Below are 21,435 nucleotides of genomic sequence, written 5' to 3' on the forward strand. Positions count from 1 at the left end.
CGGCGGCGGTTGCTGCTGTGGGCCTCGGTCGTAGCGGCGGTCGCCGTCGCGACGGTGACGATCGTCGGGGTCAGCTTGTGGCCCGCTGGCCAGCACTCCCCGGTGAAAGGCCCCTTCGTCGACGCCGCCGCGGCGGCGTGGGCGGCGCACCCGGTCAAGCGGACGGCGGCGGGCACTGAGGTGCACGTCGTGTCCGGCACGCCGAGCTGCATCGACGACTGGCACGGCGGCCCCACCGGCAACTACAGCTTCGACGTCCTGAACGATGAGGGCGACGACATGGAGATCTACCTCCAAGACACCCGCAGTAAGAAGATCTATCTCGAGGTCGAGAACTTCGGCATCAACGCCACTCGCCAGGTCACCGGGGTCATCCCGCCCGGCACCTACAAATGGGTCTGCATCACCGCATACACCATCAAGTCGAGCAAGCCGATCGCCGTAACCGGCAATACCGGTGGCGGCGGCGCCGGACCAACAGCCGTGAATGGGATCGTGCCCGTCACGCCGCTCGACCTTCGGATACCCATTAATCAGTACACGGCGTGGGTGCAGAGCCAGCTGCCGACGCTGAGCAGGCAGGTCACGCAGCTTGCTGCGGATCTGCACGCCGGGGACGTGGGCGCAGCGAAGCGGGACTGGTTGACAGCGCATCTCAGCTACGAGAAGCTCGGCGCCGCATACGGCGCATTCGGGAAACTGGGTGACGCGATCAACGGCGACCCGCCGAGCGACGCCGCCGAGGTCACCGCACCTCACCTCACCGGCTTCCGCAAGATCGAGGCGCTGCTCTGGGCAGGCGAGCCGCCAACGGAGATCGCGCCGTACGCCGACGCATTGATCGCGAATGTCGGAAAGCTGCCGGCTGAGCTCGCCAAGCCGAACTCGATCACGCCGCTCGACATGGGCATCCGTGCCCATGAGATCCTCGAGGACACGCTCGGCAAGGACCTCAACGGGATCGGCGATGCCGGCAGCCACACCGAGCTCGCCACCGTCGATGCGAACATCACCGGCACCTTTCACGCGCTTCAGCCGCTGGTGCCGCTGCTGACTGCTCAGGATCCGTGGCTCGGCCGGACGCAGAGCTGGCTGCGCCAGACCCAGGTGCTCGTCGAGAGCTACCACCATACGAACGGCTGGGTGCCGCTGACCTCCCTCACCGCTGTGCAACGAGCCGAACTCAATGCTCATGTCCAGCAGGCCGTCGAGCTTCTCTCCCACATCCCACCCATCACCGAGCCTCGCGACAGTCCCGACGAGGGACGCGGCATTGGGAACGACAGCAGCGGCGCGACCGGAGGCAACGGCAAATGAACCCGCACACCACCCGGCGAGGCCTCCTCGGCGCCCTGGCCGTCGGCTCGGCCGGCGCCGTCGCTGCCGCGATCACGGCCTCGGCCGGCGTGCGAGACGACGCCGCGAGCGCGGCGACCGCCGCGCCCGGCACCGAGCAGGCGCCGTCGGCGAGCTACCCCTTCGAAGGAGCCCACCAGGCGGGCATCCTGGAACCGCCACAGCGCGCCGCCGTCTTCGTTTCGTTCACGGTCACCTCAGCCGACCGGGCTCAGCTTCAGCAGACGCTGCAGACGCTCACGTCCACCATTCGCTACCTGACAAGCGGTGAGGACGTGCCGTACGACGGCATGGCATCGACCAGCTATGAGAACGGCGTGCTCGGCACCCAGGTCGTTCCGGACGGGCTCACCGTCACGGTCAGCGTGGGCGCCAGTCTCTTCGACAAGCGGTACGGCCTCGCGAACGCCAAGCCGGCGTTGCTGCGGCCCATGGACGAGTTCCCCAACGACGCCCTCGACCGCAGCATGTGCGACGGAGACCTGCTCCTGCAGATCTGCGCCAACAATCGCGACACAGCACTGCACGCGCTGCGCATCCTCATGCGCGCCACTCGCGCCGACCTGCAGGTGTTGTGGCGCAAGGAAGGCTTCGTGAGCCCGCCGCGGCCGAGTGGCACGCCGCGGAACCTGCTCGGTTTCAAGGACGGCACCGCCAACCAGGAGTTCACCGGCGATCGCACGCTCGTCGACCGTCTCGTCTGGACGCACGGCGGCCACCGGGAGCCCGACTGGGTCGAGGGCGGCTCGTACCACGTCGTGCGCCTGATCCGGATGTTCGTGGAGTTCTGGGACCGGGTCTCGATCACGGAGCAGCAGCGCATGATCGGCCGCGACCGCGACAGCGGCGCGCCGCTCGCCGGCAGCAAGGAGTTCGACGTGCCGAACTACGAACGCGACCCATACGGCAACGTCGTCCCGGTCACAGCGCACATCCGCGTGGCCAACCCGCATGACGGCTCGGCAGACGATCAGCGGATGCTGCGTCGCGGGTTCAACTACAGCGGCGGCACCGACCCCAACGGTCAGCTCGACATGGGGCTGATCTTCGTCTGCTTCAACCAGGATCTCGAGCGCCAGTTCGTGACGGTGCAGAAGCGCCTGATCGACGAGCCGCTGGTGGACTACATCTCCCCGTTCGGCGGCGGCTACTTCTTCGCCCTCCCCGGAGTGCGGAACCGCGAGGACTGGCTGGGGCGAGGCATGTTCTCGTGACGAGCGCCAGTGGTGCTGCTCAACCTGCCGCCCACGCCGCACGAAGCTCCGCCGCACCTTCGACCGACTTGACATCCCCATTGGCAATCTTTCGAAAAGAGATGAACTCACATGTCCCACAAAGCCCTCCTCGCGAGGTCGCGGTTCCGCGCCAGCAGATTCGTCAGACGCGCAGTCACGACCGTGCTGTCGGCATCTCTGGCCGTCGCCGGCCTGAGTTCCTTCGCTGTGGGTGGCGCGGTCGCTGCCCATGCGGCATCCGCGTCCGGCCTCGTTGCGCCGGTGGTGTCGTACACCTTCGACTCAGATTCCGGAACCACCACGACCGACTCCAGTGGCAACGGCAACAACGGCACCTGGCACGGCACCCCCGCCTACGCGCCCGGACTGTCCGGTCAGGCCGCCCACGTCTCCGCCGGCCACCAGATCACGCTTCCGCGCATCGCCGGCAAGACCGACGCCAGCGGCAGCTTCTCCTACGACTTCTGGATCAAGCAGAACTCGTACACGGGGGATGCCTACCTCTTCGCCAACCAGCACGGCGGCTCGTGCAGCGACAACGCTTTCGCCACCTACAACGCCTCGGGCAGCAACGGCTCCTTGCTCGGCTGCTTCGGCACACAGGGTGTCCACGTGACCCTGGGCAATGCGCCCACCGTCGGCGCGTGGCACCACGTGGCGGCGGTCGTGGACCGCGCCGCCAGCACCGCGAAGTGGTACGTGGACGGCAAGCACTCAGGCGCGACGACCACCGTCGCCACCGGTGACAACCTCGACTCGGGCCTGCCGTTCGCGATCGGTCAGAACGGCGCCCTGAACTACGCGTCGCAGACGGACGCGCTGTTCGACAACGTGAACTTCTACGACCAGGCCATCAGCGCCGCGCAGGTCCAGGCCGACTACCAGGCCGGTCTGCCGGGCGGGGACCCGCTGAACCTCCCCGATGCGCTCTCGACCTCGCTGCACTACTACCTCCCGTTCGACGGCAACGCCAACAGCACCACCGGGGCTGCGACGACCGCGAACGACGTCTCCTACGTCCAGGGCAAGTTCGGCCAGGCCGCGCACTTCAACTCGACCAACTCATGGGTTCGTCTGGACGACCTCTCGAGCTACCCGGCGAACTACAGCTTCACCATGGCGACGTGGGTCCGGTCCACGCAGACCGGCAGTGACCCGTCGATCTTCGGCAACAAGGACTGGAATAGCGGCTCCAACCCGGGCTTCGTGTTCTCGACCCGCACGAGCAACATCGTGCTCAACATCAACGCCGGCGGTGTGGGCCGCGTGGACTACACCACGGCCAAGCCCATCACGGACGGCACCTGGCACCAGGTGGCCTTCACGGTCGATCGCGCCGCGGGGACCGTCACCCTGTACATCGACGGCGTGCAGTCGGGCTCTGGCAGCATCGCCAAGTTCGCCGGTCAGCCGTTCACAGCGCTGAGCACCATGATCGGCAACGAGGGCACCGGGCACTACAACATCGGCAACGTCCTCGACATCGACGAGTTCTTCCTCTTCGACCGGGCGCTGTACCCTGCCGAGGTCAAGGACCTCTACCTGGGGAGCCCGGGCGTTCAGCACGCTCCGACCATCACGATCAAGGACACCTCGATCGGCTCGGCCGGCGTGTACAGCTCCGTGGACTTCGCTCTGCACGCGTCCACGCTGGTGGACAAGTTCTCGATCAACGGTGTCATGACTGACGTCAACAACGTCGTCGACTACGACCTCAACGGCGTGAAGCCGGGCGTTCTGGGCTCGGTCGAGGGCACCAACGAGCTGAAGCTCTACACTGCCGCCGGTGAAATCGTCCCGCTGACCTTCAAGCTCGACGGCACCCCGCCGACGATCTCGCTCAACGACAACCCGGGGATGAACGTCGGCTTCGACGGCACCTACCAGGCTGTCTCCTTTGTGATGCGCGACGCTGGCGGCGTCGGCCAGGTGAGCGTGAACGGCTTCCCGGTTGTGCTTCCGAGCGCGCCGGTGGTAGGGCTCAGCCACATCCGCCCCGGTTCCTACCACGCGGTCCTCGGTGACAACACGATCACTGTCACGGACATCGCGGGCAACGTCACCACGCGGCACTTCACTCTGACGGATGCCCCGATCGTCGCGTTCGCGGCCCCCACGGCCGGTGCTGTGCTGAGCGGCACCACTCAGGTCGCGGCCGAGGTTGCCGGCGCGAACCTCAAATCGTACCAGCTCCGCCTGGACGGCAAGGGCCTCGTGAATACGGTCAAGCCGGCAAACGGCGAGCTGGACGACAACCTCGACACCACCAAGGTGAAAAACGGGGCGCACACCCTGAGCGCTACGGTCACCGACTCCCTGGGCCACGTAACCACGGCTTCGGTCGCCGTCACCGTCGCCAACTAGCGCACGCCTGCATTGGCGCAATGGCCACCCGCCGTCTGGCGGGCGGCCATTGCGCCAATTCGCTGAGGCTGGGGCACCCCCCCCCACGACACCGCGCAGAACCAGATCTGGCTCGAGATCATCCAGATCGCCCTGGACCTGCTCGCCTGGATGCCCCCGCTCGCCCTGACCGGCGCCACCCGGCTCTGGGAGCCCCGCCGACTGCGGCTCCGCCCCTACTGTCGACGCCGTTTTCCGTTCGATCGGAAGCTTTTGCGTCCGGGGCGCCAAATTCCGGATATCCACAGGCCGTCCAGTATTCCTCCGGCAGCAATGAGCAGGAAGGGAATTCCGTACCACTTCCAGTCGGCATTCCCGATGAGTACCCCAACCGCCAGGACGCCCAGTGATCCAGCGGGAAGGACCAGCTTGTAGCGCCACGGTTGACTCACCCGCGTAAAAGCACCGGCAAGGGCCAACAAAGCCAGAAAGACGACACACCAGTCTTCCGCTTCCACCGATGTGCTCCTTCTGAAGGTCGTCCGGGGTGGTGACGGCCAGGTCGCCAGGGTCTCGCTGCGCCTCGAGAGCACCTCCACGCACATCCCGTTGGCCAGGTCGACAGACCTTAGCGACCGCCCCGCCCGTAGTTCGCATCGAGGGGCGCACCGCGACACCCCCACTCGCCGTCTCTGGGCCGTGCGGGGGTGCTCAAGGTTGGTAGCTTTGCCAGGCTACTGATCTGTTGGGGAGAGAAAGATCGTGCGCGACTTGGGGGACGCTGCGCTGCGTGTGCTGCGCTGGATCGGTTCTGGCATAGCCGCCGCGCTGGAGTACACGAACCTTCGTGACGGCCTGCGCGCGCTTAAGCGTGATGGACAGCGTGGGGCGCGCCGTTCACACTGAGGAGTACGAGCTGCTCGGCGCGGCTTTAGTAGGTTCTGCGGCGCAGGCTTCGCACGAAGAGCGGCACTGACAAAAGGAGCAGGGCTCCTTCGACGGCCAGGCTGACCAGCCCGAGCGGTTCCGTCCAATTGCCGATGTCGTCGCTGTAGTCGGGGAGTCCCGTCCCCCTGGAGAAGATGTAGCTCAGCAGGGGGCCGATGGCGACCCCGGCTGCCAGCAGCCATCCCAGTCGGACGAGGCCGATGAGGAGCAGCACGGCGGCGGCCACGGCCGCGATCTCCAGGACGTGGTAGGCGACGCCGACATAGTAGGGGTCTCTCGTCGTGGTGATGCCGCCTTGGTCCACGACATGGATGGCGGCCACCACGAGACACAGCAGAGCTCCCGCCCACCTGGCCACCCAGGTGGCCTCCGGCGCCATCGCGGTGTGGTGTGACATGCGGCGACACCTTCTCCCTCCTTCGGCAGCGTGTGTCCGCCGTGCCGCGATCCCGTCTGCCCGGTCGGCTCCCGAACAGGCAGCGCGCCGCACTTGTGTCAGGTCCCAGCCTCAGCGGACGGCTGCTCGCCGTCGCCTCCGACGGTGCAGACGAGTGACACGGAAGAGGCGTCGTCGCGGACGGCGCTCCTCCACCCGCGGCCCAGGCGTCCATGGCGTTCAGCCTTCGCGGGCCTGGTGGGCAAAGCACCGTTGTCGCGTAAGGGCTCCGGCTCCGCGCCACCCGCTGAGCTGCCGGAGATCAACGACGCCGGACAGAGGCGTACATCAGCGTCCCTGTCCGACTCTCGCGTCAGCGAACGGCGGCCTTGGGAACGGGCTGCGCTCGAACTCCTATAAAGCGGTGCTCGCCGCCAGGCCGCCCCGCCCAAGACCGAAAGTCGAACCCGGCTGCACCGACGTCTGGACTATCCGCCTCGGCACCAGCCGCAGCCCGTTCTTCATTCCGGCCAGCTACCATCTGCAGGACACCGTCATCTATGAGCTAACACCGGCTCCCCCCGCAATCGGCCCAGACACGTTGCCGAATGGGCAGGGCAACGAACCCGCCCGCCGGCGGGTCTTCTCCAATACCACCTCCCTCACGGTGCCTCTCAAGGCTGCGCTGTGGAACGTCATGTCCGGTGGCGTGCTCGGCGGTGCGGTGGGAAGTGCTGGCCGCTCGCTGCAGGACGCCCACAGCCTGAGCCTCCTGTTCCACCAGCATCTCGGAACGGCCATCGGTTCACTCGTGCTCGCCGTCATCCTCAGCACGGCCGCGATCGTCTTCGCTGCGCGGAAGTCCGAGGCACAGTCCTTCATCACCGTGGAGGACTTCTGAGGCGGGGTCCTCATCGGTTTCCTGGTCGGCTACTCAGGAACAGCTGCGTTCACAGAGTTCACCGGTGTGAGCAGCTAGGACTTGGTCCAGTCACCTATGCGCTGATGCCCCGGCGCTGGGTAGGTGTGAGCTACGGTCCCCGCCTCGTGAGTGAAGCTTCCCCGTGATCTTGGACACTCGATGCTTACGCCACGAGGGCGTGTTCTTGTTCGAGGCGCTGCCGGGTCTCCAGTGGGGTGAGGTAGCCCCAGCGTGGATGGCGGCGTAGGCGCTGTCGGTTGTAGAAGGTCGCGACGAAAGCGAAGATGTCCGCGCGGGCGCTGGCTCGGTCGGGCCAGCGGCGGGTTCCGATCTCCTCCTTGAGCAGTGCGAAGAACGACTCGGCGGCGGCGTTGTCGAAGCATGAGCCGGTGCGGCCCATGCTCTGCCGCAGTCCCAACCGGCCTATTTCACGTCGGAGTTCGTCGGAGGTGTATTCGCTGCCGCGGTCCGAGTGCGCAATGCATCCGGGCTGCAGCTGCCCGCGTCCGGCGGCCATCTTCAGCGCGTCCACGACCAGGCCGGCGCGGTGGTGGTCGGCCATCGAGTAGCCGACGATCTCGCGGGTTGCGAGGTCCAGCCAGGTCGCCAGATACAGCCAGCCCTCGTCTGTGGCAATGTAGGTGATGTCGCCGACCAGCTTCAGCCCCGGCACGGTCGCGGTGAAGTCGCGGCCGATCAGGTCCGGGGCGGGCACCGCTCTTTTGGCCGGGCGGGTCAGGCCCTTGCGCCTGCGCCGTGTGACACCGCTGATGCCGCGTTCGCGCATGACGCGCTCGATCCGTTTGCGGTTCACGCGGTGTCCGAGCCGGCGTAGCCCGGCGTGGATGCGCGGCACCCCGTAGGTGGCTTTGGAGGCGACGTGCAGCACGGTGATCTCGTGGGCCAGGGCGTCATCGGCCGTCTTTCTTGCCGAGCGCGCCTGACCGTGTCTCAGCAAAAGTGTCTTCGGCCAGGTCAGATGGGGTTTCGAGCGCGACACCGCGACGGTCTTGAAACCGTCGTGGCGCGAGTCACCGTGGGTTTCAAATCCCGCACCCAGCGCGCAGTTGAACGGCTTCTAACCAGGTGAATCGGTCGGGGGCCGTGGTGCTGCGTGCTGTCCGTGGGTGACCGTCGTTCCCCGGTGTTGCCCGCTCGATCGGCACGCCGGGGGCGCGGTCAGTCTTCGGCGGGAGCCTCGGTCTTTCGAGTGGTCCGCCGGACAGCCCCACTTCCACGGGAAGGCTGCCCGGCGGACCGGTTCAGGTGACTCGTCGAACTAGCGCACGTCGTACGCGCGGTTCACGGTCTGGGTGACCGAGTTGCCCTTCGAGTCGGTCGCGGCGATCTTGACCGTGACCTGCTTGCCGGTGGCGCCGGTGTGGTCCACGGTCGCCGTCCAGGCGCCGTCGCTCTGCGCCGTCTTCGCCTCGGTCCAGGTCTGGCCGTTGTCGTACGAGTACGACAGGGCGACCTTGGTCAGCTCGCCCGGCGTGTAGCCGGTGTGGCCGGTGACCGTCAGGCCGAGCTTCTGGCCGCCCTCGGCCGGAAGCGTCTTCATGCCGTCCTCCGGAAGCGTGAGGTGCGGGAAGAGGAGCGGGATGCCCTGCGAGTAGACGTTCTCGTCGAGGTGCGAGCGGAACGACCAGGTGGTCGAGGTCTCCGACGAACGGTTCCAGACCCCGCTGCTGTCCCACTTCATGGTGCGCATGGTCAGGTCGTACGCGGCGTCCTCGGCCGGCACCGTGAAGACCCCGGAGGGCCAGGAGCTGCGGCCGATGACCTTGCCGTCGCGCTCCAGCGTCATGCTGCCCATGTCGCCAAACCCGCCCTGCATCCCCAGGTGTTCGCCGTCACCCCAGAAGCCGGGGGCGACACCGATCAGGTTGCCCTGGCGCTCGGCGGCGAGGACCGGCTTGCCGGCGTCGTCGAGCGGCGTCGTCGGGGCGACCACCCCGCCGTACCACTCCTGGGACCGCTTCTCGCCCTTCTCGTACGTGCGCACCGGGTCGATCATGAACTCGCCCCAGGGGAAGCTGCTCGACACGAGCTGGCCGAAGCCGGTGCCGGCCGAGTACAGCTCGGTGCGGATGAACGGGGCCGGGACAGTGGCCAGCTCAACGAAGCTCGCGGACAGGCCGTTCGAGCGGACGACCGAGGGGTAGTCGACGTAGTCGGCCGTCTTGCCCATGGCGCGGTAGGTCGTCGTGCTGGTGCCGAGGTCGTTGTCGTCGACCCGGTAGGTGCGCGCGGAGCGGATCTGGCCGTCCTCGGGGAAGGCCAGGGTGTAGGTGTACGGGCTCTTGGCCGTCGCCTTCCAGCGCAGGGAGGTCTCGCCGGCGGCGATGCGGGCGGCGAGGTGGGTGCCCTCGGCGGTCTCGACGGCGAGGACCGGGAGCGGTCCGCCGGTGAAGCCGACGCTCGGGAACCAGCGGCCCGCGGCCTCGCGGTAGAGGATCAGGCCCTTGGCACCCGCCTTGGCGGCGTCCCGCGCGATGGTGTTCAGGGCGTTGCGGTCGGCCAGCTTGACGAGCGCCAGCTTGCCCTTGGCCGTGGCCAGTTCGGCGGGCGTGCCGGACTTGGCGTCGACGATCTGTGCGGAGCCGGTGCCGTCGAGGTTGACGGAGCTGGTGGAGCCGGTCGTCGGGTGCAGCACGGGGCCGCCCTCGACGGCGAGCTCGGAGATCTGGGGCGCCGCGGCGCGCCAGAAGCTGTCGAACTCGAAGTCTCCGTCCTTGGCCTGGCCCTGGACGTCGGCGTAGTAGCTGTTCAGGCCGCGTCCGCCCTGGATGGTGGCCGCGTGCAGCCAGTTGTCGTCCCAGGTGCGGGCGAAGCCGAGGCTGGCGCCGCGGACCTCGCTGGGCCGGTCGGTGCGGATGTCGAGCCGGTGCGCGTCGCGGGCGTCGAGGACGACGGTGGTGTCCTTGGCGATGTCCACCTGCGGGCGGCCCAGGAAGGTCGCGGAGTCGGCGGCGGTGCCGTCCTTGGTGCGCGTCTCCACGAAGCTGGAGAGGAAGTAGGCGCCGGGCCGGAGCTGGTACGTCTGCTCGGTCTCGGCGGAGTTGTAGCGGCGCTCGCCGGTGGCGGTGTCGGTGCCGATGACGTCGATCGAGGTGCTGCCGCCGGCGGGCTTGCCCTGCCGGTCGATGACCTTGACCTTCAGGGTGATGGTCTCGGGCTGCACGTACAGCGAGAACGGCGTGCTGATGTGTACCCCGTCCGGGCCGGTGGCGAGGATACGGCCGGTGACGTCACCGTACTGGGCGGCCTTGAGCTGCGCGCTCGGGTCGATGGCCAGCGGGACCTTGACGGTGCCGCCCGCCGGGACGGTGACGGTGCGCTCGCCGATCTTGGCGACCGGGGTCGTCACGGTGGAGCCGTCGTTGCCGGTGACGCGGTCGACGGCGAGCTTCAACTGCACTGGCTTGTCGGTGGTGTTGGTGTACGGCACCTGGACGGTGGTGCGGTCGGCGGTGCTCTGCGGCCAGTTGAAGGTGCCGCCCTGGACGGCGTCGGCGCCGAGTACCGTCTGGTCGATCGCGGCCTTCACGTCGAGGCGTCCGCCGCCGGTCTCCCGGACGTCGCCGGGGATGTCCGTCTTGGCGGAGGAGATGAGCGCGGCCTTGATCTGCTGCGCGGTCCAGTCGGGGTGGCGCTGCTTGACGATGGCGGCGGCGCCCGCGACGTGCGGGGTGGCCATCGACGTACCGCTCATGGACTGGTACGCGTACACGCCCCGGCCGCCGGCCGCGGCGGCGGAGATGGCGACGCCGGGGGCGGCGATCTCCGGCTTGAGGGTGTGGGTGCGCTGGACCGGGCTGCGGCTGGAGAAGTACGCCGTGGAGTCGTCGCGGTCGACGGCGCCGACGGTGAGGACCTCGGGGACACAGCCGGGCGAGGACACGGTGTTGTTGCCCGGGCCCGAGTTGCCCGCGGCGATGACGAAGAGCGTGTCCTTGGCGGACTGCGCGAGTTCCTGCGTGGCCTGCGACATCGGGTCGGAGCAGTCGAGCTCGGACGGGTTGCCGAGGCTCATGGAGACGACGTCGGCCTTCTGGTCGACGGCCCACTGCATGCCGGCGATGATCCACGACGTGGCGCCCTCGCCCCAGTCGTTGAGGACCTTGCCGCTGAGGAGCGTCGTCTCCGGGGCGACACCCTTCTTCTTGCCGTCGCTGGCGGCACCGGTGCCGCCGACGGTGGACGTGGTGTGGGTGCCGTGTCCGTGGTGATCGTCGGTGTCGTCCGAGTCGGTGAAGTTCTTCGCCTCGGCGATCCGGCCCTTGAGGTCGGGGTGTTCGGCGTCGACACCGGTGTCGAGGACGGCGACCTTGGTGCCCTTGCCGTCGTACCCGGCGGCCCAGGCCTGGTCGGCGTGCACCTGCTTGGTCGACTTGTCGAGCAGGGCCTTGACCTTGGCGTCGAGCCACAGCTTCTTGAGGTCGCCGCCGGCGCGGGACTTCGAGCTCGTGATGTCGGCCCAGAAGGCGGCGGCCTTCTTCTTGTCGGCCTTCAGGGCGACGCCGTCGACGGACTCCAGAACCGGTCCGGCCTCGGCACCGCGCGGCGTGGCGGGCACGTCGCTCTCCACGTCCACGGACTTGTCGTACGTGGCGATGAGCGGCAGCGATTCGCTGTGCGCGTCGTCGTAGCCCTGCCGGATCAGCCCTGTGACGTTGAAGAGTTCGTCGTCGACGAGGCCGTCGGCAATCGCCTTGACGGCGCCGTCCGGGTAGACGTACAGGTTCTTGCCCGACGTCCGGGTCTGTACGAGCGGCGCGGTCCCGTCCTCACCGGGCAGCACGGTCGCCACGCTGTGGCCCGAGCCGTCCTTGGTCACCATGACCCGGTCGCCGGTGACGAGGGTGACGACGGAGCCCGCGCCGTTCTTCGCTGCTGCCTCACTGCCGACCAGCGGCCTCGTGGTGTCCGTCCGTGTTCCGGCCACGGTCGGGCCAGCCGCGGTGACGGCCAGGACGACGGCTGTTGCCGCCGCTGAGGCCGTACGCGATATCGCGCGCATCGTTCGTTCTCCCTCTCCCCAGGTGAAAATGCAGGTGAATACGGCACAAAGGCCGTAGACCCGGCTGAAGTTGGTGCTGCGGTGGCGCCACATTGGCAGACACAGAAGTCGTACAGGGAAGAGGGGGCGCGGCGGGTTTACGTCGTGGCCGTTTCCCGCCACGGCACGGCGAACCGACGCTCGGGGAGGAGCAGCGCTGCATGCTGGGTGCGACAGGTCTGGACGAGGTGCACGCGTGGGCGTACCGGTCTGGTCCGCGGCCCAGGACGCCGCAGGCTGACCTCGCACCTTGCCCTTCCTCGATAGGTGCCGCATTCGCCGGCAGCAGGGGGGCGTCAAGGTGGGGGCGCCCGCAGGCGAAGCCGAGGACGAACGACCTTGACACCCTCCTGCTGCCGGCCATCATCACGGTGCCGAGGAAGGGCCCCACCCCCGACCGGTGTCAGTTCTCATCGACATTTTCCGCCCCTGTGATCGCCAAGCGCTGTCCAAACTCGGCGATAAACGGTGTCGCCTGCCAGTTACGAAGCCACTACCACCGCGGAACAGCTCCGCACGCAGATCGACGAGCTCACCGCGCGCCTGCGTGAACTCGACGAGGAGATGGAGAACCTGGCGGTGACCCGCAAGACGCTTCTCGCCCTATCGCCAACCACTCCGGAGCTGACCGATCCGCCGCCAGCCCTGCCGGACCACCCGGCCTGCCAGCAGATCCACACCGTCTTCGCCGACGCCGCCGGGCCGATGCGCGCCCGCGACTTGTGCGAGCGCCTCGACCTCGTCTTCATGCCGAAGAACATCGAGGGCAACAGGCACAAGCTCAAGCGCCTGGTCAGCCTCGGCGTCCTCGCCGAGCCCGAACCCGGCTTGTTCGCCCAGCACCGCCCGAGCAACTCCGCACCACCAGCCCACCTGTCCAAGCCGACGGTTGAGTCGGGCTGACGCCCCGCCCACGGGCTTCACGGTGCTGCCCCGGACGCCCCGAACCTGGCCGACGCCCGGCCCCAGTCGCGAACGCAAGCCCGTCCGGCTGACGTCGGGGCCGTCCGAAACCCCTTGGACGGCACGCGGACCGGCTTGCTGAAATGGGAGACGGCCGCTGTTGGAGTCGAAGGGATGCGGCGATGACCGAGATCAGGCTGCACCTGTCGGTGCGCGGTCTCACCGACGCGGACCTGCCGTCCTGCATCTGGGCCGGCTCCCCCAAGCACGTGCGTGAGCTCGTCCACCAGATCCGCCGCGCCGAGGCGGGCGAGATCGACTACCTGGCGGTGTGCACGCCGGTCGGGCTCCCGGTGGCGGTCGGCGGCATCGACTACACGGTCAAGCCCGGCGCCGGCACGCTGTGGCAACTCAGCGTCCACCCGGCTCTGCAGTCCTGCGGGATCGGCACGCTGCTGATCCGCTCCGCCGAGCAGCGGATCAGCGCCCGTGGCCTGACCCGCGCCGAACTCAGCGTCGAGGAGAGCAACCCGCGCGCCCGCGCCCTCTACTCACGCCTGAGCTATCGGGCCTTCAGCCGCGAGCTCGACTCCTGGGACGTGGAGGCCGAGGACGGCTCGCTCCAGCGGTACAAGACGATGTGCACGCTGATGCGCAAGGATCTGGCGTGACGCTGGATTTCGCGGCGTTCGTCGCCGATGCGACGGCCGACCCGGCCGTCGTCGGGCTTGCCCTCAAGGGCTCCAGGTTCCACGACGGCATGACTACCCGTCACTCCGACCACGACCTCTACGTCATCCTCGCCGACGACGTGGCGAGCGGGCTGGCCGCGCGCTCGACGGCTACCGCTCCGCGCGGCTCGACCTGGTCGTCACCACCCTCGAACGGTTCCGCCGGCCCGCCGACTGGGAGCGGTACGTCTTCGCCCGTTCCCGGGTGCTGGTCGACCGCCGCGATGGGGAGGTCACCCGGATCGTCGCCGCGATGGGGCGGCTCGGCGCCGAGGAGGCATACCGGTCCGGCGCCGCCCTGCTGGACGCCTACGCCAAATCGCTCTATCGCTCGGTCAAGAACCACCGCGACGGCAACCCGCTCGCCGGCCACCTCGACGCGGCCAGCAGTGTCGGATTCCTGCTCGACCTGCTCTTCACCCTGGACCGCCGACCGCGCCCCTACAACAAGTACCTGACCTGGGAGCTGGACCGGTTCCCGCTGCCCGGCTGGAAGAGCGCCGCACTGCTGGACACCGTCGCCCGGATCACCGCGACCGGCGAAGTGGCGCCGCAGCAGCGGCTCTTCGCCCAGGAGGAGGCGGCTGCCCGGGCCGCCGGCCACGCGGCGGTTCTGGACGCCTGGGGCGAGGACCTGCTACTGATGCGGCCCCACCCGGACTCCCCGGCCCACCAGCCCTCCTGACCCGAGCCAACAGTCGAATCGGGCAAAGCGGCTCAGAACCTCCTCTGATACGCACCCCGGCCGGGACCGCCGCCCCCACAAATCTGCGGAGCCAGGCCGAGGAATTCCTGGGTGGCAACTGACCCACAAGGACACGCCCAGACACCATCGCCCGGTAGCGACGGCCTCGAGAAGCGAAACAACTACAGGGGGACTTATGTTGAGCGAGCTGCCGACCAGCTGGTCCCGCACAACGAGCGGTACACCGTGTTCCAGTTACCCACCTACGCCCCAGACCTCAACCCTCAGGAGGGCATCTGGTCGCTGGTCAGCGCGACATCGGCAACCTCGCCGCAGCCGACCTCGGCCAGATCACCCGAACCGTGAAACGCAAGCACAAGATGCTGCAGTACCGCCCCGAAGTGATCGACGGCTCGCGGGCACCGGTATGGCCCTTTGATTGAAGCCGCGCGCGGTCAAGAACAGTCTGAGCGGTAGGCGAAGGGCCTGTCGGGGCAGCTGGTGCATTCGAACAGGTAGATGCCGCCCATGTCGCCGAGCGTGAGCCCAGGGGGGCATTGGATCTCGGTGCGTTGTTCGTAAGGAAGGTCCCAGATAGTTCCCGTGGCCGGGGTGTCCTCGACGGGCAGCCACGTGCGCCAGCTCTCGCCGTCGAACTCTGAGCTGTTGATCGTCAGGAGATGCTCCATGCACACACTGCATATAGGGCACGTCGGCCAGTTAGGCTCTTGCGTCCACGTCGGGTACCCGCCGACCTTGACGCCGTCCGACACGGAGAGGTGGGACCAGTAAGACCAGCCGGATTCCTCCTCCAGCTGTTCGAACCTGACTTCGAGCGCGTCGGCGACCTCGTCCGGGAGGTCCCAGTTCGGGTAGTCGGTGACGCGCTCAGGGTGCAGGACGCACGGGTCCGGAAGGTAGTCGTTGTCAGGGCCGGTCGGGCAGGGTGGATTGGCCGGCTGTAGGTCGCTCAGGGAGCTGTCCCAGGGAGGGATGTGCCCTATCTCACCGTGCAGGCGGCGGTGGCAGTACCAGTCGACCCATTCGGCGGTGGCCAGCTCGACCTCGGAGAGCGTGGGCCCTCGCCGGAGGGAAGGACGCCCGGGCCGTCATCGGCCTCGGCGTGGCCCTCGCCCTGACCGGAGCGATCGTCCTCATCCCGCTGCTGTCCCGGCCGTTCGTCGCCCTGCTCGAGCCGCTGCTCACCCGCCTGGCGCCGGTGCACGGCACCCTCGCCGCCCGCAACACCGTGCGCGACCCGCGTCGCACCGGCGCCACCGCCGCCGCACTCGCGATCGCCCTCACCCTCGCCTCGGGCGATCAGCAAGCCGGCAAGTCCGAGCTGAATCGCGTCCGGTGGACCCGTATGCAATACCGATGACCTTGCTTTCCCCTGGCACCCCGGCCACCGGCTCGCGGCCCAAACCCCAAAAGGCAGGATCTCCTCTATGCCCATGATCGAACTCTCCTACCGTGAGGGCTCGTTGTCCGAACCCCAGGTCAGTGACCTTCTCCACCGCGCCACCAAGACACTCACGTGGTGGGAGAAGGTGCCCGACACCGAGCACGGCCGTGCCATCGCCTGGACGCTGGCGAACGAACTGCCAGCCAACAAGTTCCTGGTCGGTGGTCAGGAACCCACCAAGCCCCGCTACCGGTTCAGGGTGCACACCATCGCTGGCCTCTTGGACGACCGGGCCAAGCAGGGCACCATGCGCGACCTGACCAAGCTCACGCTGCAGATCGAAGGCGCGCCCCTGACTCCGGAGAATCTCGCCCGCGTCTGGGTCCTGCTGCGTGAATACCCCCGGGAGAACTGGGGCATCGCCGGCGCACCCTACGCACCATCAGGCCACCTCTCCGCGCTCGACGAAATCAAGGTCGAGCGGGACAGGCCGCTGGACTAGCAGGCTTCGTGTTTAGATCCTGCTTCTCGGTTTGTTGCGAACGTGTGCGGCAGGGGGAGCCCGCGGGGACTGCGCAGGTGGACATCGGGCAGTTGCGCGATTCCACGCGCTTGAAGTCGTCGCTCACGACTCCGGCCCGTTTCATGTGGGCGTTTCAGGCGTCCAGCCGTTTGCAACAACTCATGAAACATGATCGTCGCAGGTGGACTGCCGCCCGGCGGGGTGTTTCACAGGCGACCACCTATGAAACACACTCTGTCGGCGGCAGGGTTCCCAGTGGATGACGGGTGTCGCAGTTGCCATCTGTTCGGGCTCCGAAAGCAGGACCCGATCTTGGGCGCCGGCGGCGTGCGGTCCACTTGGCTGTTGCGGGCCATGACGTTGGTGACGTCCTACCCGGTCAGCGTGGACATGTTGGGCGTCGAGTGCAGGAGGCTGAGTGCGTCCGCTGCGGCCGACCCTTCGACTGCGGTGTGGGTGAGGAGTCGTTGGCCGTGGCTGTCGGGGAGGTGCAGGACCTCGTAGTGGAGGTCGAGGTCGCCGACTTGCGGATGGTGCAGTCGCTTGGTGCCGCTGGAGCAGAGGCGGACGTCGTGCCTGGCCCACAGGCGGGCGAATTCGGGGCTGTTGATGGACAGGTCACCGATGAGCTCGGCAAGGAGCCGGTCGTCGGGATAGTCGGCGGCGGTGTAACGCAGGGATGAGACGGCCAGTGCCGTCTCGTCGGCCCAGTTGCGGTAGAGCTCGCGGGTGTGGGGATCGAGGAACAGCAGGCGTAGCTGGTTGGGGCGCGTCGCGGGTTGTTCCGGGGCCGACGGGTCGAGGTGGCCGGCGAGCAGCGCATGGCCGAGGGGGTTCCAGGCGAGGACGTCGTTGCGTCGTCCGAGGAGGAGTGCCGGGACGTTTGGCATGGACGCGAGCAGGTGGACGGCTCCGGAGGTTGGTGTCTCGGCGCGGGCCGTTCTGCGTGGCTTGGCCGTGGTGGGGCGGGCCAGGGCGTGGAGGTGGGTGCGTTCGGCGTCGTCGAGATGCAGGGCCCGGGCGAGGGCTTCGATGATCGCGTCGCTGGCGTTGGCCGACTGACCCTGCTCGAGCCGGGTGTAGTAGTTGACGGAGATGCCCGCGAGGTGGGCCAGTTCTTCTCGGCGCAGCCCGGGCACGCGACGGGGGCCCCAGGTGGCGATGCCGGCGTCTTCCGGTCTGACCGCCGCGCGCCGGGTGCGCAGGAAGTCACCGAGCTCGTTGGTCTTCGCGGCGCGCTGAAGGTGTGCTGGCATGACTTCAGTGTGCTGGATCCGCCGGATTTGTGGCTGCCCCTGTCAGGGGTACCAAGCAGCGGGTGCTGGCTGAGCCGGGTTCTCGGGCCGAGGGTCGGACTATGACCACGGAATCCTCAGCCACCCGCGCCGTCCCGGCCGAGCAGGACGGCCCGACCGCTGTCCGTCGCCGCGACCAGGTCGCATTGTTCGTCCTGCTCACCGCCAGTTTCACGCTCGCGGTCGACTTCTCGATCTTGAACGTCGCTCTGCCGCGCATCGGCGCCGAGGTCGGTTTCGCCCTGGCCGACCTGCAGTGGATCTCGACCTCCTTCGCCGTGTGCGCCGCCGGTTTCACGCTCTTCTTCGGACGCTGTGCCGACCTGTTCGGCCGACGGCGCCAGTTCCTGGCGGGCATCGCCCTGCTGGGCGTGTCCTCGCTGCTGGGCGGTCTGGCCGACGTGCCGTGGATGCTCCTGCTCGCCCGCGTCGTCCAGGGGCTGGCCACGGCAGCGGTGACACCGGCCGCCTTGTCGTTGCTGACGACTTCGTTCCCCGAGGGCCCGATGCGCCGGCGGGCGCTCGGCCTCAACGGCGCCCTGATGGCGGCGGGGTTCACCACGGGGGCGATCGCCGGTGGCCTGCTGACCGACCTGATCAGCTGGCGGTGGGCCTTCTTCATCAACGTGATCGTCGCGGCGTTCGTGCTGGTTGCAGGCCCCGCGGTCCTGCGGGAGAGCCAGAGCCACGACCGGGTCCGCCTCGATGCCCCAGGGGCGGTGACGGTGACGCTCGCGCTGATCGCGGGCGTGTACGGACTGACTCAGGCCGGTGAACGTTCCTGGGCAGACCCGCACTGCTGGGCGTCGCTCGTGGCGGCCGCCGTGCTGCTCGCCGTGTTCGTGCTCACCGAGCGTGTCGTCGCCCAGCCCCTAGTCCCCCTCGGCATCCTGGCGCGTCGCTCCGTCGGCTGGGGAAATCTCGCCGGTGTGCTCGCCTTCGCGACCGAGACGTCGGTGGTGTTCCTGCTGACGTTGTACCTGCAGAAGGTACGCGGTTTCACGCCTCTGCAGGCCGGGCTGGCCTTCGCCGTCCTCGGCATCGGAACGGTCCTGGGAGGTCTGGTCGCGCCCCGCGTCATCGGCCGGATCGGCGGCAGGCGGGCCATCGTGACCGGGTTCGTCGTCCAGGCCGCGGCCACCGTTCCCCTGGTCCTCCTCGACGACGTCGCCGGCTGGCTGGCCGTGCTGCTGGCGGCGACCTTCCTGGGTGGCATCGCCAACCTGGTCGCGATCGTCGGATTCATGGTGACCGCGACCTCAGGTCTCCCCGACACCGAACAAGGCCTGGCCACCGGGCTGGCGACGATGAGCCAGCAGGTGGGAATCACCCTGGGCACGCCGGTGATGTCCGCCGTCGCCACGGCAGCGGGAGCAACCACCGCAGGCCACGTCCTCCACGGCGTCGAGGTTGCCCTGGCCGTCAACGCCGCCGGCTGCGTCGCCGCAGCCCTGATCTTCGCCCTCGCCCTGCCCGCCACCCGTAAGGAAGCCCTCGCGTGAACCGTCATGTCCTGGTCGTCGGCGCCACCGGCGTTGTCGGCGGCGCCGTCACACGACACCTGACCACGGACTCCGGCTGGCAGATCACCACCGCCTCACGACGGCCCTGCGCGCTCGAAAAGGTCACCCATGTCGTTCGTGGAACTGATGAGACCGTTCCACGCGCGCGGGCGAGCCGCGACGGTGACGCCCGGCCGCCACGGCCGGGGCGGGGCCGGGAATGCCCTAGCCGTCCAGGAAGCCCAACTCCGCGTCGGGCCGGCAGTGCCCACACGCCTGCACGCCCTCGGTGAGAGCCCGCAGCGCTACGTCTCGCGGCACACCCTTCCGTCGCTTGCCTGCCATGTGGCAGCCGCCGACGTGCAACGGCATCTGCCGCGGCATGCAGCTGCTGAACGTCGCGCTCGGCGGCACCCTGGTCCAGCACATCGACGGCCACACCGAGGACGTCGGTGTCTTCGGCTCCCACCCGGTGACCCCGGTGGCCGGCACGCGGTACGCGGCCGTGGTGGCGGAGGAGACGTACGTCCCGACGTACCACCACCAGGCGGTGGCCCGCCTGGGCGAGGGTCTGCGCGCCTCGGCCCATGCGGCGGACGGCACGGTGGAGGCGGTCGAACTCCCCGGCGACCGTTTCGTGCTGGGCGTGCAGTGACATCCGGAGATGGGCGAGGACGTACGGCTGATGACCGCGCTGGTGCGCGCGGAGTCGGGGGGCTGAGTCCCGGCGCTGGGACTGCCCCTGCGCGTCAAAGCGAGCAGGTCGCGCGCCGGGCCCGTGGGCCGATGTCCCGTCGGCCACACGCCCGGCAGCGCGCGCCGCAGGCGCAGGCCCTCCACCGGTACCTCCACAAGGCGGCGGCGCTGTGGGCTCCTCCCTCACGGCGCCCGGCGCTTCCACACCCGCGACACCCCGGTCGCCAACCGCGCCGCCCAGCTGGAGAAGCTAGGCATGGCCGGGTCCCGCTACGACGTCACGTGGGAGGAGGGCCTGGCCGCAGTTCGTGGGCGGGCGGCCGATGAACGGCGGTGCTGTGCTCAGCCGCGGCGTGTGGACCCGCGTACAACCACCGTGCACGGGACGACCACGTTGTTCGGCTCCTTGCCGTCGAGTACGTCGATCAGCGTCGTCACGCATTCGGCGCCCAGGCGGCGGGCGTCCAGGCTGAGGGCGGTCAGGGAGACGTCCCAGTCGGTGGCGCCGGCCGACTGGTCGCTTTCCCGCATCACGCTGATCATGAGGTCGTCAGGGATGGCAAGCCCCCACCGGCGGGCAGCGACGACCAGCGCCTGGCCGTAGGTTTCGTTGAGGCCGTGCACGGCGTCGGGGCGGCCGGGGGCGGACAGCAGACGCAGGGCCGCTTCCACGGGTTCCTCCGATGCCGTGGGGCTTTCGACGAGGGGAGCTTGTCCGGTCTCAGCGCACCACTGGCGGTAGAGGCGCTCGCAGTCCTGCGTGTAGGCGTCGGGTTCGGGGCCGGAGAGGAGGCCGATGCGGGCGGCGCCGGACTCCCGCAGATGGCGGAGGATCTCGGCCATGCCGTGCTCCAGGTCGCTCTCCACGGTGGGGACGCCGTCGTATCCCGGGTCGATGGGGCGTCCGTCTGTGACCACGGGCATGCCGCGGCGTGCGCAGTCGGCGAGCAACGGGTCCTCCTGCACGGGGTCGACGATGATCAGTCCGTCCATGGGGACGCGTGCCCACAGGCCGGAGACCGGGTCGCCGGGGACGACTACGAGGGCGTAGTCGCGTTCCACGGCGGTCATGGTGGCACCCGCCGAGAATGCGGCGTAGTAGGGGCGGTAGGTGCTGGCCCAGGGGCGGTCCGACATATGGCCGACGACGAGTCCGAGGATGCCGGTGCGTCCGGAGACCAGGCCGCGGGCGATGGGGTCGGGGCGGTAGCCGAGTTCCTCTGCGGCGCGGCGCACCCGGTCGCGGGTGGCTGGGGCGATCTGGCCCTTGCCGCGCAGGGCGTGGGACACGGTGGTGATGGACAGGCCGGTCGCCTCCGCCACGTCGCGGATGCCGATGCGCCGACTCTGCCCCTTGGCTCGTGTCGATTTGCGGCTGGTCATGCCCACTCTCACCCTCCACTGTCGTCCCCGGTGCGGCCTCGGGCGTCTGTGCCCCAAGAGCCCCTGTTCC

The 21,435-nt window shown here is 68.7% G+C and carries 16 protein-coding genes and 6 pseudogenes; 12 read left to right on the top strand and 10 right to left on the bottom strand.

The features are described from left to right. Positions 1–9: 9 nt before the first annotated feature. The 4 genes and pseudogenes from ABZ818_RS32685 to ABZ818_RS32700 all read left to right on the top strand — a co-directional run. Entirely contained in the window at positions 10–1,317 is a 1,308-nt protein-coding gene (locus tag ABZ818_RS32685) for an EfeM/EfeO family lipoprotein (protein ID WP_361422687.1), read from the top strand. Next, positions 1,314–2,570 (top strand): iron uptake transporter deferrochelatase/peroxidase subunit, encoded by a 1,257-nt coding sequence (efeB, locus tag ABZ818_RS32690; protein WP_361422690.1) that lies wholly within the window; start codon positions 1,314–1,316, stop codon positions 2,568–2,570. The genes ABZ818_RS32685 and efeB overlap by 4 nt, the downstream gene beginning before the upstream one ends. 183 nt (positions 2,571–2,753) lie before the next feature. Continuing rightward, a complete protein-coding gene (locus ABZ818_RS32695; RefSeq protein ID WP_361422693.1) occupies positions 2,754–4,955 on the top strand; it encodes a LamG domain-containing protein in 2,202 nt (733 codons plus the stop codon). A gap of 78 nt (positions 4,956–5,033) precedes the next feature. Next, a pseudogene (locus tag ABZ818_RS32700) lies at positions 5,034–5,174 on the top strand (IS1380 family transposase); the annotation flags it as partial. Here ABZ818_RS32700 and ABZ818_RS32705 read toward each other — a convergent pair. Next, positions 5,171–5,452: a hypothetical protein gene (locus ABZ818_RS32705; RefSeq protein WP_361422696.1), complete on the bottom strand. Its 282-nt coding sequence runs from the start codon at positions 5,450–5,452 to the stop codon at positions 5,171–5,173. The pseudogene ABZ818_RS32700 and the gene ABZ818_RS32705 overlap by 4 nt on opposite strands. A gap of 413 nt (positions 5,453–5,865) precedes the next feature. After that, positions 5,866–6,279, bottom strand: coding sequence for a hypothetical protein (locus tag ABZ818_RS32710; protein ID WP_361422699.1), 414 nt, complete (start codon positions 6,277–6,279; stop codon positions 5,866–5,868). 403 nt (positions 6,280–6,682) lie between these two features. On the opposite strand from ABZ818_RS32710, the gene ABZ818_RS32715 reads away from it, so the two are divergent. Then, a complete protein-coding gene (locus ABZ818_RS32715) occupies positions 6,683–7,159 on the top strand; it encodes a hypothetical protein (RefSeq protein ID WP_361422702.1) in 477 nt (158 codons plus the stop codon). A gap of 184 nt (positions 7,160–7,343) precedes the next feature. Here ABZ818_RS32715 and ABZ818_RS32720 read toward each other — a convergent pair whose 3' ends face one another. Together ABZ818_RS32720 and ABZ818_RS32725 are read right to left on the bottom strand one after the other, a co-directional pair. Next, positions 7,344–8,180: an IS3 family transposase gene (locus ABZ818_RS32720; RefSeq protein WP_361422705.1), complete on the bottom strand. Its 837-nt coding sequence runs from the start codon at positions 8,178–8,180 to the stop codon at positions 7,344–7,346. Between the two features lie 279 nt (positions 8,181–8,459). Beyond that, a complete protein-coding gene (locus tag ABZ818_RS32725; RefSeq protein ID WP_361422708.1) occupies positions 8,460–12,203 on the bottom strand; it encodes a S8 family serine peptidase in 3,744 nt (1,247 codons plus the stop codon). Positions 12,204–12,710: 507 nt separating this feature from the next. Here ABZ818_RS32725 and ABZ818_RS32730 point away from each other — a divergent pair. From ABZ818_RS32730 to ABZ818_RS32740, 3 genes and pseudogenes are all read left to right on the top strand, one after another. Continuing rightward, on the top strand, positions 12,711–13,145 hold the full coding sequence (locus ABZ818_RS32730; RefSeq protein WP_361422711.1) for a hypothetical protein: 435 nt from the start codon (positions 12,711–12,713) through the stop codon (positions 13,143–13,145). Positions 13,146–13,327: 182 nt separating this feature from the next. Further along, complete coding sequence (locus tag ABZ818_RS32735) at positions 13,328–13,816, top strand: GNAT family N-acetyltransferase (RefSeq protein WP_361422713.1); 489 nt, start codon at positions 13,328–13,330, stop codon at positions 13,814–13,816. Next, positions 13,813–14,561, top strand: a pseudogene (locus ABZ818_RS32740) (hypothetical protein). Before ABZ818_RS32735 ends, ABZ818_RS32740 begins: the two are co-directional and overlap by 4 nt. 455 nt (positions 14,562–15,016) lie before the next feature. Here the strand turns inward: ABZ818_RS32740 and ABZ818_RS32745 are convergent. Beyond that, on the bottom strand, positions 15,017–15,250 hold the full coding sequence (locus ABZ818_RS32745) for a hypothetical protein (protein WP_361422716.1): 234 nt from the start codon (positions 15,248–15,250) through the stop codon (positions 15,017–15,019). 288 nt (positions 15,251–15,538) lie between these two features. Continuing rightward, positions 15,539–15,631 (bottom strand): annotated as a pseudogene (locus tag ABZ818_RS32750) (integrase core domain-containing protein); the annotation flags it as partial. A 17-nt stretch (positions 15,632–15,648) separates the two neighbouring features. Here ABZ818_RS32750 and ABZ818_RS32755 point away from each other — a divergent pair. After that, a pseudogene (locus ABZ818_RS32755) lies at positions 15,649–15,879 on the top strand (hypothetical protein); the annotation flags it as partial. Between the two features lie 130 nt (positions 15,880–16,009). Then, positions 16,010–16,468: a hypothetical protein gene (locus ABZ818_RS32760; RefSeq protein ID WP_361422719.1), complete on the top strand. Its 459-nt coding sequence runs from the start codon at positions 16,010–16,012 to the stop codon at positions 16,466–16,468. Positions 16,469–16,860: 392 nt separating this feature from the next. On the opposite strand, the gene ABZ818_RS32765 is transcribed toward ABZ818_RS32760, so the two are convergent. Further along, complete coding sequence (locus ABZ818_RS32765) at positions 16,861–17,745, bottom strand: helix-turn-helix transcriptional regulator (RefSeq protein ID WP_361422722.1); 885 nt, start codon at positions 17,743–17,745, stop codon at positions 16,861–16,863. 101 nt (positions 17,746–17,846) lie between these two features. Here ABZ818_RS32765 and ABZ818_RS32770 point away from each other — a divergent pair, with 101 nt between their 5' ends. Then, entirely contained in the window at positions 17,847–19,286 is a 1,440-nt protein-coding gene (locus ABZ818_RS32770; protein WP_361422725.1) for an MFS transporter, read from the top strand. Between the two features lie 225 nt (positions 19,287–19,511). Here ABZ818_RS32770 and ABZ818_RS32775 read toward each other — a convergent pair whose 3' ends face one another. Then, entirely contained in the window at positions 19,512–19,715 is a 204-nt protein-coding gene (locus ABZ818_RS32775) for a DUF6233 domain-containing protein (protein ID WP_361422728.1), read from the bottom strand. On the opposite strand from ABZ818_RS32775, the pseudogene ABZ818_RS32780 reads away from it, so the two are divergent. After that, positions 19,654–20,007 (top strand): annotated as a pseudogene (locus ABZ818_RS32780) (gamma-glutamyl-gamma-aminobutyrate hydrolase family protein); the annotation flags it as partial. The gene ABZ818_RS32775 and the pseudogene ABZ818_RS32780 overlap by 62 nt on opposite strands. Before the next feature lie 5 nt (positions 20,008–20,012). On the opposite strand, the pseudogene ABZ818_RS32785 reads toward ABZ818_RS32780, so the two are convergent. Then, positions 20,013–20,147, bottom strand: a pseudogene (locus ABZ818_RS32785) (LysR family transcriptional regulator); the annotation flags it as partial. Between the two features lie 177 nt (positions 20,148–20,324). After that, positions 20,325–21,365, bottom strand: coding sequence for a LacI family DNA-binding transcriptional regulator (locus ABZ818_RS32790; RefSeq protein ID WP_361422731.1), 1,041 nt, complete (start codon positions 21,363–21,365; stop codon positions 20,325–20,327). Between the last annotated feature and the right edge of the window lie 70 nt (positions 21,366–21,435).

The sequence above is a fragment of the Streptomyces sp. NPDC047453 genome (assembly GCF_040643155.1).
In the GTDB taxonomy this organism is placed as follows: Bacteria; Actinomycetota; Actinomycetes; order Streptomycetales; family Streptomycetaceae; genus Streptomyces.

Bases quoted from the DNA above. Each gene is read 5' to 3' on its own strand.
- efeB (WP_361422690.1), top strand. From the start codon at position 1,314: ATGAACCCGCACACCACCCGGCGAGGCCTCCTCGGCGCCCTGGCCGTC.
- ABZ818_RS32710 (WP_361422699.1), bottom strand. From the start codon at position 6,279: ATGTCACACCACACCGCGATGGCGCCGGAGGCCACCTGGGTGGCCAGG.
- ABZ818_RS32725 (WP_361422708.1), bottom strand. From the start codon at position 12,203: ATGCGCGCGATATCGCGTACGGCCTCAGCGGCGGCAACAGCCGTCGTC.
- ABZ818_RS32735 (WP_361422713.1), top strand. From the start codon at position 13,328: ATGACCGAGATCAGGCTGCACCTGTCGGTGCGCGGTCTCACCGACGCG.
- ABZ818_RS32745 (WP_361422716.1), bottom strand. From the start codon at position 15,250: ATGGAGCATCTCCTGACGATCAACAGCTCAGAGTTCGACGGCGAGAGC.
- ABZ818_RS32760 (WP_361422719.1), top strand. From the start codon at position 16,010: ATGCCCATGATCGAACTCTCCTACCGTGAGGGCTCGTTGTCCGAACCC.
- ABZ818_RS32765 (WP_361422722.1), bottom strand. From the start codon at position 17,745: ATGCCAGCACACCTTCAGCGCGCCGCGAAGACCAACGAGCTCGGTGAC.
- ABZ818_RS32770 (WP_361422725.1), top strand. From the start codon at position 17,847: ATGACCACGGAATCCTCAGCCACCCGCGCCGTCCCGGCCGAGCAGGAC.
- ABZ818_RS32775 (WP_361422728.1), bottom strand. From the start codon at position 19,715: ATGTGCTGGACCAGGGTGCCGCCGAGCGCGACGTTCAGCAGCTGCATG.
- ABZ818_RS32790 (WP_361422731.1), bottom strand. From the start codon at position 21,365: ATGACCAGCCGCAAATCGACACGAGCCAAGGGGCAGAGTCGGCGCATC.